At 33.8% G+C, this 14,104-nt stretch carries 12 protein-coding genes; 3 read left to right on the top strand and 9 right to left on the bottom strand.

Annotation, left to right across the window (positions count from 1 at the left end; all coding sequences use genetic code 11):
* The 7 genes from LQ668_RS08435 to LQ668_RS08405 are packed head-to-tail and all read right to left on the bottom strand — an operon-like array spanning position 1 to position 8,762.
* A complete protein-coding gene (locus LQ668_RS08435) occupies positions 1–1,590 on the bottom strand; it encodes a solute:sodium symporter family transporter (RefSeq protein ID WP_078357951.1) in 1,590 nt (529 codons plus the stop codon).
* A gap of 52 nt (positions 1,591–1,642) precedes the next feature.
* Positions 1,643–2,527, bottom strand: a complete 885-nt coding sequence (gene iolE, locus LQ668_RS08430) for a myo-inosose-2 dehydratase (protein ID WP_078357950.1) — start codon at positions 2,525–2,527, stop codon at positions 1,643–1,645.
* Between the two features lie 10 nt (positions 2,528–2,537).
* Entirely contained in the window at positions 2,538–3,557 is a 1,020-nt protein-coding gene (locus LQ668_RS08425; protein WP_239775977.1) for a Gfo/Idh/MocA family protein, read from the bottom strand.
* 16 nt (positions 3,558–3,573) lie between these two features.
* Positions 3,574–5,487: a 3D-(3,5/4)-trihydroxycyclohexane-1,2-dione acylhydrolase (decyclizing) gene (gene iolD / locus LQ668_RS08420; protein WP_239775976.1), complete on the bottom strand. Its 1,914-nt coding sequence runs from the start codon at positions 5,485–5,487 to the stop codon at positions 3,574–3,576.
* A 13-nt stretch (positions 5,488–5,500) separates the two neighbouring features.
* On the bottom strand, positions 5,501–6,460 hold the full coding sequence (iolC, locus tag LQ668_RS08415; RefSeq protein WP_078357947.1) for a 5-dehydro-2-deoxygluconokinase: 960 nt from the start codon (positions 6,458–6,460) through the stop codon (positions 5,501–5,503).
* Positions 6,461–6,473: 13 nt separating this feature from the next.
* Positions 6,474–7,292 carry a 5-deoxy-glucuronate isomerase gene (iolB, locus tag LQ668_RS08410; RefSeq protein ID WP_239701178.1) on the bottom strand — a complete coding sequence of 273 codons (819 nt, stop codon included), beginning with the start codon at positions 7,290–7,292 and terminating at the stop codon, positions 6,474–6,476.
* Positions 7,293–7,307: 15 nt separating this feature from the next.
* A complete protein-coding gene (locus LQ668_RS08405) occupies positions 7,308–8,762 on the bottom strand; it encodes a CoA-acylating methylmalonate-semialdehyde dehydrogenase (RefSeq protein ID WP_078357945.1) in 1,455 nt (484 codons plus the stop codon).
* Positions 8,763–8,968: 206 nt separating this feature from the next.
* Here LQ668_RS08405 and LQ668_RS08400 point away from each other — a divergent pair, with 206 nt between their 5' ends.
* Positions 8,969–9,724 carry a DeoR/GlpR family DNA-binding transcription regulator gene (locus tag LQ668_RS08400; protein ID WP_158079036.1) on the top strand — a complete coding sequence of 252 codons (756 nt, stop codon included), beginning with the start codon at positions 8,969–8,971 and terminating at the stop codon, positions 9,722–9,724.
* Between the two features lie 491 nt (positions 9,725–10,215).
* Here the strand turns inward: LQ668_RS08400 and panC are convergent, their stop codons facing one another.
* Positions 10,216–11,058 carry a pantoate--beta-alanine ligase gene (gene panC / locus LQ668_RS08395; protein ID WP_481817219.1) on the bottom strand — a complete coding sequence of 281 codons (843 nt, stop codon included), beginning with the start codon at positions 11,056–11,058 and terminating at the stop codon, positions 10,216–10,218.
* Positions 11,055–11,864 carry a 3-methyl-2-oxobutanoate hydroxymethyltransferase gene (gene panB, locus LQ668_RS08390; RefSeq protein WP_239775975.1) on the bottom strand — a complete coding sequence of 270 codons (810 nt, stop codon included), beginning with the start codon at positions 11,862–11,864 and terminating at the stop codon, positions 11,055–11,057. Before panB ends, panC begins: the two co-directional genes overlap by 4 nt.
* Before the next feature lie 61 nt (positions 11,865–11,925).
* Here panB and LQ668_RS08385 point away from each other — a divergent pair, with 61 nt between their 5' ends.
* A complete protein-coding gene (locus tag LQ668_RS08385) occupies positions 11,926–12,777 on the top strand; it encodes an oxidoreductase (RefSeq protein WP_078357941.1) in 852 nt (283 codons plus the stop codon).
* An 81-nt stretch (positions 12,778–12,858) separates the two neighbouring features.
* Positions 12,859–13,731 (top strand): SDR family oxidoreductase, encoded by an 873-nt coding sequence (locus LQ668_RS08380; protein WP_078357940.1) that lies wholly within the window; start codon positions 12,859–12,861, stop codon positions 13,729–13,731.
* Positions 13,732–14,104: the final 373 nt, after the last annotated feature.

The following is a 14,104-nucleotide window of genomic DNA, read 5'->3' as shown; positions in this document are numbered from 1 at the left end:
CTATGCTAATCCAAGTGGTGAGAATAAAATGTAAGTGCCTATCACTACAAATATGATAATACCGCCTACTAGATATCTATGTTTCCAAGGCGTTATATCTACTTTTGCGTAATTAACACTGAAATCAAACTCATCAGATGGTTTCCATTTATTGAATAACATGACTACTAGTAAATCGATGAAGAATAATACACTTAATACATATAAATAATGAATTTCTGTTAACACTACTTTTGAAAGCGCATACAATACAATGTGTAAAATAAACATCACTTTACCACCAAGTTGTGATGTACGTTTAACAAAGAATCCAACAAGTACGAGTACTAAAAGTGGCATATTATACACACCATTAAACTCTTGTACCACTGCGTATAAACCTTGTGGGAACAATGAAATCATTGGTGCAATGATAACTACAATCACACCGACAACTACTGTTACTAATCTCCCAACTCTAGAAACTTGTTTGTTGCTTGCTTCTTTGTTCATAATTGATTTGTAAAAGTCTAACGAGAACAATGTTGCTGTACTATTTAACGATCCAACAAATGAACTTAGTATGGCACCAAATATAACAGCACCGAATAATCCATAAGCCCATCCAGGTAAGACTTCATTAACTAACATTGGATATGCATTATCAGGATTCGAAACTTTGTCACCTAACATATTAAATGCTAGAACACCTGGGAACACTAAGAATAATGCACCAAATATTTTAAATACACCGACAAACATTGCACCTTTTTGAGCTTCTTTTAAATTCTTACCAGCTAGCGCTTTTTGTACAATCATCTGGTTTGTACACCAGAAGAATAAGTTGTTAAAGAACATACCGAAGAATAATGTTGGCCAAGGTACGATATCAGAATCAATTGCACCTATTGAGTTTAATTTCTCTGGTGTATTCTGTATAACTTTGTCGAAACCTTTTAAGAAACTTCCATCACCAAACATGATTAAACCAAGAATTGGGATGGCAAGACCTCCAATAATCAAACCAATTCCATATATAGAATCACTGTGTGCACTTAATGATAATCCACCAATAAACAAGTAAATAATACCCACTATACCTATCACTGTTGATATAAGAATCACAGCTGTCATATCACTAATTTCTAACATATCACTTATATTGAAAATTTTATTAAATACGAGTGCACCTGAATAAAGTACAACTGGCAAGAAAGACACAACATATGTAAATATGAAAAGTAATGATACGAGTCGTTTCGTAAATGTATCAAATCTCATTTCAATGAAATCAGATATCGTATCTACACCATATCTAAAGTATCTAGGCAAGAATACGAGTGCCAATATGACAATTGCAATAGCAGCAGTTACTTCCCACGCCATTACTTCCATTCCAGCCATGAAACTTTGACCATTTTGACCTACTATTTGTTCTGTAGAAAGGTTTGTCATAATGATGGTTGAAGCGATAGTAAATCCAGTTAAACTTCTACCACCCATGAAATAACCTTCAGAATTTTGAGTGTCTATTTTTCTACTTCTTAAAAATGCATATACCCCTACTGCAAATACGACTAATACAAATGAAAATGCTGCAAATAAACTCATGATAACCCTCTCCCCTTAGGTGTTTAAATCACTCTCAATTTCATGATTATTTTTATTGATATTGTTCAATATATTCTTTTGCTTTTTTAGCATAAATAAACGGGTTGGCAACTGCTGGATCTTGTTCAGCTTCTACTACAATCCATCCTTTATAATCTGATTGATAAATTAAATCTAATATCGGTTTGAAGTCTATTACGCCATCACCTGGCACTGTAAACATGCCATCTTTCACACCATCTAAGAAGCATTTACAGTCTTTATCTACAACTTCTTTAACCTTTTGTCTAACATCTTTAAAATGTATATGCTTTATTCTATCTTTATGCCTATTGAATATATCTATTGGATCTTCTCCAGATAGTACAAGATGTCCTGTATCATATAAGAGAGAAACGTTATCTTTACTTGTTTTTTTCATTAATTCATCTATTTCATGAGTTGTTTGTACACCTGTACCCATATGATGATGGTATACAATTTCCATATCTTTCTCGTGAGCTAACTTTCCTAATTTCTCTAATCCATCCACTAATAATTGCCATTCTTTTTCAGTGAATACAGGTTTTTCTTTAAATAGTGCTTTCGTTAAATCTCCTTGAATGCTGTTACCTTGTTCAGAAACAACGATTACTTTAGCACCTAAAGCACTCAAGAAATCTCTATGTTTAATAAATGCAGCTTCAGTTACTTCAAAAGGCTCTGACGTTAAATATAAACTGAGCCAAGCACTTGCTACTGATAATCCTCTAGGTTCTAAAAAAGATTTTAATACTTCTGGATCTTTCGGATATTTATTACCAATTTCAGTTCCTTCATATCCTGAAAGTGCCATTTCACTAATGCATTGTTCAAAAGAATTCTCATAACCTAATTCGGGCATGTCATCATTTGTCCATGCAATCGGTGCACATGCAAAACGTATATCTTTAGTCATTTAACTCACCTCATAAAGTAATGATATTCTTCTTTTCGAAAGATTCTTGCATTGCTATTGCTACTTCAGTACTTTTCAAACCATCTGTTCCAGTAATTGAAGAAGGTTCTTTCTTTTTAATAGATTCTACAAAAGCATTTAATTCGTTAATAAATGCGAATTTAAAGCGTTCTGGAAAATGACCTGAAGTTGGCCTTACGACACCGTTCTTGTCATATACAGTGACTAAGTTCTTCTCTGGTGCATTACCAATTCTGATCATACCTTCAGTACCAATGATTTCTGTTTCAACATGATAACCATGTTGTGCGTTTCTTCCTGCTAATAAATAAGCAATTGTACCGTCTTCTAACTCCGCTAAACATGCACCGGTTTCAAGTTCTTCACATTCTGAAAGTTCAGGTGCTGCTATATTATTTCCTAGGGAATATACCGTCTTAAATTCTGAACCTGTAAACCAGCGAACGAGATCAATATCATGAATCGACATATCTAAAAATATTCCGCCACTTGCACTGTTCTTAGCGAATTGGATAAAACTATCCAACCCAGCACTTGGGTCAATTCCGTAGCAACGCATAGCTGTAATTTTTCCTAAATCACCATTATCGACTGCATCTTTCGCAAATTGATATGAATCATCAAATCTACGCATAAATCCTAATTGGAATACTTTATCTTTATTGTTATCTATTTTTCCAACAACTTGTTTAATGTTTTCTAGTTCAAGTCCAATTGGTTTTTCAGAGAACACATGCAAACCTTTATCTAAAGCTTGTGTGATTTGAACAGCATGAAATCCACTAGGTGAAACGATAACAACTGCATCCAACGCGTCATTTTCAATCATTTCTGTATAAGATGTGTAACAATTTTCTACGCCTAATGTATCTCTTGCATATGCTAACTCTTGTTCAACAACACTTGCTACAGCGTATAACTCTGCATCTTTAACGTGATTTACAATATTCTCAGCATGCACTTGACCAAGTCTTCCTAATCCAACTTGACCGATTTTTATTTTTGTCATCGTTCTTTCCTCCAATTTAGTAATGTTTTGCAGTCTTCATTGATAATGTCTTTTCTTTAAATGCTTCTTGAATAGATGGCTTATCACTATGTTCTGATACGCCTACATTCCAAAATGATTCGTATCCATCTGTCATTGTTTTAGGTAATGTTTTAATTTCTATTAATGTAGATTTAGTTTCTTGTTTAGCTTGTCTAATCGCTGCTTCAAGTGATTCAAGATTGTTTACACTATATGAAACAGCTCCATAACCTTCAGCTATTTTCTTATAATCAATATTCATCACATTACCGTTATAATCATTAAACTCTGTACAGAAACTAGCGCTTCCATTACCCATCTGTAAATTATTAATACAACCAAAACCACTATTATCAAAAAGAACGATGTTAATTTTGTAGTTATATTGCAATGCCGTTACTAATTCAGTGTGTAACATTAGGAAACTACCATCTCCAACTAATGCATAGACTTCTCGATCAGGATTGGCAATTTTAGCGCCAACAGCTGCTCCGATTTCGTATCCCATTGTTGAATAACCATATTCCATGTTGTAAGTATTGAATACATCCGTATCCCATAATCGTTCTAAATCTCCTGGCAATGAACCAGCAGCTGCAACAATTATTGCATCTTTATCTATTGTTTCATTCACTTTGATTAAAGCGTTCGTTTGAGGTAATTTTGTATTAAGTGAAGTTGTATACTGATTCAATTTTTTTGGATCAAAATGACCTGCAATTTCTGCTTCAAAGTTATCTTTATGAATATCAATTTGAGATAATCTTGTTCTTTCTTCGTCCCATTGCTGTTTTACACGTTTAACAACTTCAAGCGTATTAAATTGATGACCTTCTAGATTATCTGCTATTTGTTTAACGGATACTTTAGCATCGCCGACAACTTGCACAGCATCTAATTTATATGCATCTACTCTGTTAACATTAATATTGATAACTTTAGCTTTATCAAAATTGATGACTGTCTTAGAACTCGTTGTAAAGTCTGAGTATCTTGTACCAATACCTATGATCACATCTGCATCTTTTGCATAAACGTTAGCTGCTAAATTTCCTGTTACGCCTAATCCGCCAAGATTTAATGGATGAGATGCTTCAATTGTTGATTTACCAGCTTGCGTTTCCGCCATAGGGATATTTGTTTCGTCCATTAGCTTTTTAATGATTTCTTGAGCTTCAGAATATTTAGCGCCTCCTCCAACAATTAACAGAGGTTGCTTAGCTTGTTTCAATGTTTCAATAGCAGCTTTAATTGCACGTTCTGAAGGCTCTAATCTATCAACGTAATGTACTCGCTTTTCAAAGAACGATTCAGGAAAATCAAATGCTTCTCCTTGAACATCTTGACTTAACGCTATCGTTACAGGTCCAGCAGTTTGTGGATTTGTCATCACTTCAAATGCACGTATAAGCGCCGACATTATTTGCTCAGGTCTCGTAATTCGATCAAAATATCTAGATACTGGTTTTAATGCATCATTAGTCGTGATGCCAATGCTTTGTGGATTCTCGATTTGTTGTAATACTGGGTCCGGTTGACGTGTTGCAAATGTATCACCCGGTAAAAATAATACTGGTATATGGTTTGCAGCAGCAGTTCCAGCAGCTGTTACTAAGTTTGCTGAACCGGGTCCTACTGAAGTAGTTACTGCGAATATTTTCTTTCTTAAACTTTGCTTACTAAAACCAATTGCAGTGTGTGCCATACCTTGTTCATTTTTTCCTTGAATAATTTTCAAGTCATCTTGATAATTTGATAAGCCTTCACCAATACCAAGTACGTTTCCATGGCCGAAAATGTTCATAACACCTTCAACAAACTTAGTTTCTTCGCCATCAATGGAAATATATTGCTTAGTTAAAAATTTAACGATTGCTTCTCCAGTTGTTAATTTCACTGTATTGACCATGTTTAATACCACCTTAAGATTGTTCTTTAATTAAGTTTTCTATCTTTTCTACAGTAGGCATTGCTTCTGATGAACTATGACTACTAACAACTATGGCAGCTGATGCCGCTCCATATTTCAATGCTTCTTCAACCGATTTACCTTGTACAAGTGCATAAATAAAGGCAGCTGCGTACGAATCACCTGCTCCAAAAGTCTTCACAACATTTGCTTTAAATGCTTTACCCTCATATGTGTTTCCATCTTTATCAAAGGCATTTGAACCTTGCACGCCATGTTTAATGACAACTAAATTCGGTGTAGCTTCAAATAGTAATTCGCTTATCTCTTTATCAGTTAACGGTTTGTAACGTTCTACCATGTCAAACTCATCTCTCGTACCTATTACTACATCAGCTTGTTTTGCTACTAATTCACTATAAATAGAAGTTTCTTCTTCACTAGCCCAACTATATGGTCGATAATCTAGTTCAAAAATCACTTTTACATTATGCTTTTTTGCTAATTGTAGTGCTTTTAATACCGCTTCTCTTGAAGGAGATTTAGCTAACGCTGTGCCCGAAATAAGTAAATATTCTGAATTTTTGATATATGATTCATCTACATGTTCAGGCGCTAGATATAAATCTGCTACTTCTTCTCTATACATTAATATGCTTGATTCTTTAGGACTTTTAATTTCTGTAAAAGTAAGACCTATTTTATGACCATTTTCATCTACATGAATTTGTGATGTATCTACGCCTACTTTTTCAAAATAATTCGTAATAAATCTGCCATGTTGATCATCTGAAACGTTAGCAATCATGCCAACGTCCAATCCCAATTTAGCAGTACCAATCATTATATTTGCTGGTGAACCACCTACATATTTAGTAAAAGTAGATGTCTCTTCCATAGGTCTATTAATTTCATTAGCATTTAAATCGATAGCAGCACGACCAATTGCTATTATTTGTTTTTTCTTTGTCATTTTTGTGCACTCCTTATTCTCTATCAATAATCCATTCGTGATCTGGTTGATTATAGAATTTCCAAACTTTCTTTGGCCCTGCCATAACATTTAAATAATATCCATTATAACCATCTGGAACGGCTACTGGATGATAGCCTTCAGGTACAACTACAACATCTCCATGCTCTACTGTCATCGTTTCATCTAATGAAAGATCATCTGTGAATACACGTTGAAAGACAAATCCTTTATTAGGATTCATTTCATGATAGTAAGTCTCTTCAAGCAAAGATTCATTCGGTAAATTGTCTACATCATGTTTATGAGGTGGATAACTAGACCAATTACCTTGATCTGTATACACTTCTACGACTAGCAACTTTTCACTAGCAGTATGTGTATCAGGCAGTATATTGTGTACATGTCTTTTGTTTGAATACTTACCTCTATCTTCTACTGAATTTTCTGATGCTGGAACAAGTTGTGTTGCTCTTTCTTCATCTGCTGGTGAATAACAAAATACAACTCTAGAATCTTTATTAGCCTTTATTTTTACATTATGATTTTTAGAAATATAAATGCTATCAGTCGGGATTTTTTCAAATACAGAATCTCTTGTTCCTAAATCTGAATAAGTGTCATCTCCATCTGAGACATCAATATTTCCTGTTAAAGCTACAATACAAAGTTCAAAATCACCTGTAGATTCCTCATAAAGTCCTTGTGATTTAATGTCTAGAACTTTAAATCCTATATAATCTAAATGAATGTCATTTGGTTGTAAATCATGTATCACTTGTACATCATCACTTAATGGATGATGTACAGGTTTATTTAATAATCGAGCCATCTCTATATTCACTCCTTAAAATTGTGGATTACCATGACGAGCAGTTACGACTTTACGGTGTGTATAGAATTCAATGCTATCTTTACCGTTAGCGTGTAATGAACCATAGAATGAAGATTTCCAACCTGAGAATGGGAAAATCGCCATTGGTGCTGGTACACCTAAGTTAATACCTAACATACCTGCATCGATATTTTCTCTGAAGTATCTAATTGATGATGCACTATCTGTAAATAAACACGCACCATTTGCAAATTCTGATTGATTCGCTAATTTAATTCCTTCTTTTAAATCTTTAACTTTTACAATAGATAAAACTGGTGCAAATATTTCATCTTGCCACAATTTCATATCAGTTGTAACATCTTCAAAAATTGTCGGTTTAACAAAGTAACCCTCTTTGTTATTATCTTCTCTACCATCTAGTACAAGTTTTGCACCTTCAGCTACACCTTGATCTACATAATTTAATGTACGCTCTACATTCTCTTCTCTAATAACTGGCCCTAAAAATACGTTATCTTCTAAACCGTTACCGATTACGATATCTTTAGATGCTTGTACAAGCTTTTCTTTAAATTCATCATAAACGCCTTCTTGTACAGCTACGACTGCTGCTGCCATACAACGTTCACCTGCAGAACCAAATGCTGCACCGATTACATCTTTAACAGCTCCATCAATGTTTGCATCATTTAAAATGATCGTATGGTTTTTAGCACCTGTTAAACATTGTGCACGTTTTAAGTTTTCAGTAGCTTTTTTGTAAACATATTCGCCGACTGGTTTAGAACCTACAAATGAAACAGCTTTAATATGTTCATTTTCACAAATTCCATTTACTACATCGTGTGCTCCGTGTACAACATTGAATACACCTTTAGGGAAACCTGCTTCTTCAACTAACTCTGCAAGTTTATTTACTAATAATGGTGTCTTTTCAGATGGTTTAATGATAAAAGTATTACCTACTGAAATAGCCATTGGGAACATCCAACATGGCACCATCATTGGGAAGTTAAATGGTGTGATACCACCTACAACACCTACTGGATATTTATAACTTGTACCTTCTATATTTGTTGCAATACTTGATAATGAATCACCCATCATCAACGAAGGCGTACCTGAAGCGAATTCAACATTTTCAATTCCTCTTTGTACTTCGCCTAACGCTTCATTCGTATTCTTACCATTTTCTTTCGTAATAATTTCAGCTAATTCATCTTTATTGTCTAATAATAATTGTTGAAGTTTAAATAATAATCTCGCACGTTTAGGTACAGCTACTTCTTTCCATTCTTGAAAAGCTTCTTGTGCAAGTTGAGCTGCTTCATCTAATTCTTCTCTAGTTGAAACCGGAACTTTAGCAATAATTTCTTTTGTAGCTGGATTTATAACATCTATTGTTTCCTTACTTTTTGACGCTTTCCATTCACCATTAATATAATTCTTTAAGATTTCTGCCATTTTAAAATCCTCCAGTTATTATTTTTAAAGTAACCGCTTACATCAACATTTAAAAAATTTGAGCATATATTGATTAACTATTGGTTACTTATTGAGACAATATTATAATATACTGAATAATATGTCAACTTTTGAGTAACTTATAATTTTTATAGTTGTTAAATCTATAATTTTTGGGTATATTGTAAGAAATGGGGGAATCACTAATGAAATCTAAACGCATTTATGAAATCGAATCTTTCATAAAAAAGAACAAAACAGCTTCAATAGATGAATTGAAGGAAATTTTCAATGTGTCTGTAAACACAATAAGGCGAGATGTAAATCTATTAGCAGAGATGAATATCGTAAAAAAGGTTTATGGTGGCATTGAAGTCATTGAAGACCAATATAAAGCAGTCGACTACCAAGAAAGAAACGTCGAAAATTATCAAGCTAAAAAATATATTGGAAAAATAGCCGCACAACAAATTGAAGCGAACGATATCATCTATATAGATACCGGTACGACAACAATCCATATATTAGAATACGTCGATAAAAATCTATCATTCACAATTATTACAAATAGCTTGGACATTATGAATAAAGCCTCTCAATTTAAAAATGTCACTCTATTTATAATAGGAGAAAAGTACAAACCACGTACAAGATCTTTTATAGGAATTGACTCTAATTTATTGTTAACAAAGTTCAATATAACAAAATGCTTTATGGCAGCTACAGGCGTCAACATACAGAACGGACTGTCCAATTCTGAAATGGAAGAAAATCTAATCAAACAACATATTACAAAAAAAGCTAGAGAAACATATGTACTAGCAGATTATAGTAAAATGGGCCAATCAACTTTATTAACATATAGTAACTTGGTAGATATAGACAAAATCATCACAGACAAAAACCCTCCTCAAGAAATACAACAATTTTGTAGCGAAAATGAGATAGAAATTGTATATTAGAATTGAAATAAAGAGCCCTCTTAAAATGTGACATTCATTTTAAGAGGGTATTTTAATTTGGGAATATAAAATTGGATGTTGTCTTAGATTAATGATGGAGTTAATCTATGTCTTGATGGAACTCTTCGATTAACTCCCGAATTAATCTACAACTTAGTCAATCTCTTCGATTAACTCCCGAATTAATCTACAACTTAGTCAATCTCTTCGATTAACTCCCGAATTAATCTACAACTTAGTCGATTTCTTCGATTAACTACCGACTTAATCTACAACTTAGCCAATCTCTTAGATTAACTACCGAATTAATCTACAACTTACCCAATCTCTTCGATTAACTACCGAATTAATCTACAACTTAACTCATTTTTTCAAAAATTGAGGTAACCTCAACAGAATATATCTCATTTCTTAATCTACCCTACATATAAAAACTCCCCGAACGTTGGATTATATATATCCGACGTTCGGGGAGTGCTATTCTCTACAACTTAAATAATAATGTTATCGATAAGTCTTGCTTGGCTAAATTTAACGGCTAGTGATATAAATATTTGTCCTTTTATTGTGTGTTGTTCTTCTAATTCTGGATAACTATATATCGCTACTTCTACGATTTCACCGCTTACGTTTTTCTCTAGGTATTGTGTAATTTCTTCTATTAAGATATTACTTTTTCTTTCACCTTGGTCATATAATTGTTTTGCTAATTGTAAGCTTTTAGACAGGTGTACCGCTTCTCTTCTTTCTACTTCTGTTAAATAAATATTTCTAGAGCTTTTGGCTAATCCGTCTTCTTCTCTAACGATTTCTATTGGCACGATATTAACTGTATGATTAAAGTCTTCTACCATTTTCTCAATTATTGCTAGTTGTTGTGCATCTTTTTTTCCAAAATATGCATTGGTTGGTTGTATAATATTGAAAAGTTTATTAACGACCGTTACAACACCATCGAAGTGTCCTGGTCGTTTTTTGCCTTCTAATACTTGTGCTAAGTGACCTACTGTTATCGTCATACTTAATTTACCAGGATACATTTGTTCTACTGTAGGATGAAATACATAGTCTACACCGATTTGTTTTAACTTTTCTAAATCTGATTCAAATGGTCTTGGATAGTCATCAAAATCTTCGTTAGGACCAAATTGTAATGGATTCACAAAAATACTTACTACTGTTACATCGTTTTCTTCTATTGATTGTTTCATCATTTTTAAATGTCCATCATGTAACGCACCCATTGTTGGAACTAATCCAATTGTTTTACCTTGTGTTATATATTTTGATGTAATACCTACCATGTCTTTAATAAACGTTACTTCTTGTGTCACTTACCTGTCTCTCCCATCACTTTCTTCTTATATGTGTGCGCTTCTGAAGGGAATGCGCCACTTTTCACTTCTTGATTGTATAATTTTAATGCTTCTACACCATTTGAAAAGTCACCATATTGTTTAACAAATTTCGCGATATGTTCTGAGCCATAATTCAATAAATCATGATATACCAATACTTGTCCGTCTGTTCCTTTACCTGCACCGATACCAATTACTGGAATTGTTAATTGTTCACTAATGACTTCTGCTAAATCGCTAGGAATAGCTTCTAAAACGAGCATCACCGCACCAGCTTGTTCTACAGCTTTCGCATCTGCTATCAATTGTTCTGCTTCTGCTCTTGAACCAGCCTGTAATTTATATCCCATAATACCTACACTTTGAGGTGTTAATCCTAAGTGTGAAACGACTGGTACTCCGATTTGAGTACATCCTTCAACTAATGTCACATGTGGTCCTTCAATTTTGACTGCATTTGCTTTCGTATCTTTATATAATCGTACGGCATTTTTCATATCAGTTGAATGATCAATACCTACTGCACCAAATGGCACATCAACAATGATATAAGTTTCTGGTGCGCCTCTTCTAACTGCTTTAGTATGATGAATCATATCTTCCATCGTTACTTCTACTGTACTGTCATATCCTAAAACAACCATTCCTAATGAGTCGCCTACAAGTATTGTGTCTATTTCAGCTTGTTCTGCCTGTTTAGCACTTGGATAATCATACGCTGTAATCATGGATATTTTTTCTTTTTGTTCCTTCATGGCCAACAATTGATTAATTGTTTTCATCCCGTACCACCTTCTCATTTTTGTTATTATGTATATATTAACATTGAAAGGAAAATAATAAATGAAAAAGTTTGGAATAATCGGTCCTGGTGCAGTTGGTACTGCTATCGCATACGCATTAAATCAATCTGGTCATATAGTTTCACTGTTTGGGAGGTCTCATTCAACCGTCCAATTTCAAGAATATAACCAAAATGAACAACATGAGCTAACGGTTCATTCGCTACAAGAAGCAAATGAAACAGTAGATGTCTTATTTATTGCTGTCAAGACGACCCAACTTGATTCAATCATCCCTTACCTTAACAATGTCATACATTCAAATAGCGTTATTATTTTAACTCAAAATGGTTATGGACAGCTAGAAAAAATTGATCATCCTAATAAATATCAAGCAGTTGTTTATATAAGTGGTCAAAAAGATGGTCATCATGTTACACATTTTAGAGATTGGACTTTAAAACTTCCTATTAATGATTACACGCTTGATTTACAACAATTTACTCAACAAAGTTTACTTAATATTGAGTGTCTTGAAGACTATGCCGAACAGGTTTGGTACAAATTGATCGTTAATTTAGGTATTAATACAGTAACGGCATTAACGAGACAACCAGCAAAAGTATTGAATGCTATTGAAGTCAAAACTCTGTGTTACAACTTGTTAGTAGAAGGCAAACGTGTTGCTGAAGCTGAAGGTGTATATTTTAATGATGATTTAGAAAATAGCATTATGAAGATATATGATGGTTATCCAGATGACATGGGAACAAGCATGTATTATGACATGATAAATAACCGACCTTTAGAGACTCAATATATTCAAGGTTATATTTATCAACTTAGTCAAAAGCATCAATTATCTACGCCACATATCGATAGTACTTATGCAATTTTAAGCACATTTCAATAATTTTTACGCAGTGTAATTTGTTTCATTTTCCTTTATTTGGGTATTTATTAATATGATTTCAAATGAAGGAGCGTAACTTTTATGAAGGACAAATTCGACAAAAAGCATGAAGAAATACAAGGTTATACCCAAGACATACAGCCTGGTATAGAACATGAAATGGAGCCAAAGCCTATTATTGAAGATGAAGATTATAAGGCTGCTGGTAAATTAAAAGGCAAAGTCGCACTTATTACAGGTGGAGATTCTGGAATTGGTGAAGCAACTGCAATTCTGTTTGCTAAAGAAGGTGCAAATGTTGCAATTGCTTATTATGACGAAGATAAAGATGCCAAATATGCTTTAGCAAGACTTGAAGAAATCGGAGTTAAAGCAAAAGCATATAAACACGATTTAAAAAAAGACAAACATGCCAATGAACTTGTTGACCAAGTTATTGAAGATTTCGGTCAACTGAATATATTAGTTAATAATGGTGGTATTCAATATCCACAAGATCATTTTGAAGATATTACGAAAGATCAATTACAAGAAACGTTTGAAACGAACTTTTTCGGAATGTTCTATTTATCTCAAGCTGCACTACCTCATTTAAATAAAGGAGATACGATTATTAATACAACAAGTGTTACTGCGTATCGCGGTTCAGCACATTTAATAGATTATTCTGCTACTAAAGGCGCGATTGTATCATTTACACGTTCACTTGCTTCATCATTAGCAGAGAAAGGTATTCGCGTTAATGCAGTAGCACCTGGACCAATATACACACCTTTAATACCAGCAACATTTGATAAAGACAAAGTAGAAAACGCTGGTTCTGATACGCCACTTGGTAGACGAGGACAACCAAGTGAGAATGCCCCGGCATATGTTTATTTAGCATCACAAGATTCCACTTATGTTACAGGACAAGTCATCCACGTTAACGGTGGCGACTATATGACAACTTAATATTATATTGAGAATAACGCCCGAATTTATCAAGTTCGCATTGACTTGATAAGTTCGGGCGTTCTATTTATCATGTTGGGCCTGTCTTGATAAATTCACGGGCTCTATTTATCATGTTGGGCCTGTCTTGATAAGTTCGGGCGTTCTATTTATCATGTTTGGCCCGTCTTGATAAGTTCAAGGGCTCTATTTATCATGTTGGACCCGTCTTGATAAATTCACGGGCTCTATTTATCATGTTGGGCCTGTCTTGCAATATTCAGACGCTATATGTTGCTAGTCGAGTCAAGTCCATAATTTTGTGTAATATCTTTAGATGTAATCAACCATTGGTTTTTCTATGGTATTAACAAAATATATATGCTTGGTTTTT

The sequence above is a fragment of the Mammaliicoccus sp. K-M42 genome, from assembly GCF_022386375.1.
GTDB lineage: Bacteria > Bacillota > Bacilli > Staphylococcales > Staphylococcaceae > Mammaliicoccus > Mammaliicoccus fleurettii.
This window is presented reverse-complemented; position numbering and strand designations above follow the sequence as displayed.

Excerpts from the sequence above, each read along its gene's own strand:
- LQ668_RS08435 (WP_078357951.1), bottom strand. The coding sequence starts at position 1,590 with ATGAGTTTATTTGCAGCATTTTCATTTGTATTAGTCGTATTTGCAGTA.
- iolE (WP_078357950.1), bottom strand. The coding sequence starts at position 2,527 with ATGACTAAAGATATACGTTTTGCATGTGCACCGATTGCATGGACAAAT.
- LQ668_RS08425 (WP_239775977.1), bottom strand. The coding sequence starts at position 3,557 with ATGACAAAAATAAAAATCGGTCAAGTTGGATTAGGAAGACTTGGTCAA.
- iolD (WP_239775976.1), bottom strand. The coding sequence starts at position 5,487 with ATGGTCAATACAGTGAAATTAACAACTGGAGAAGCAATCGTTAAATTT.
- iolC (WP_078357947.1), bottom strand. The coding sequence starts at position 6,460 with ATGACAAAGAAAAAACAAATAATAGCAATTGGTCGTGCTGCTATCGAT.
- iolB (WP_239701178.1), bottom strand. The coding sequence starts at position 7,292 with ATGGCTCGATTATTAAATAAACCTGTACATCATCCATTAAGTGATGAT.
- LQ668_RS08405 (WP_078357945.1), bottom strand. The coding sequence starts at position 8,762 with ATGGCAGAAATCTTAAAGAATTATATTAATGGTGAATGGAAAGCGTCA.
- LQ668_RS08400 (WP_158079036.1), top strand. The coding sequence starts at position 8,969 with ATGAAATCTAAACGCATTTATGAAATCGAATCTTTCATAAAAAAGAAC.
- panB (WP_239775975.1), bottom strand. The coding sequence starts at position 11,864 with ATGAAAACAATTAATCAATTGTTGGCCATGAAGGAACAAAAAGAAAAA.
- LQ668_RS08385 (WP_078357941.1), top strand. The coding sequence starts at position 11,926 with ATGAAAAAGTTTGGAATAATCGGTCCTGGTGCAGTTGGTACTGCTATC.
- LQ668_RS08380 (WP_078357940.1), top strand. The coding sequence starts at position 12,859 with ATGAAGGACAAATTCGACAAAAAGCATGAAGAAATACAAGGTTATACC.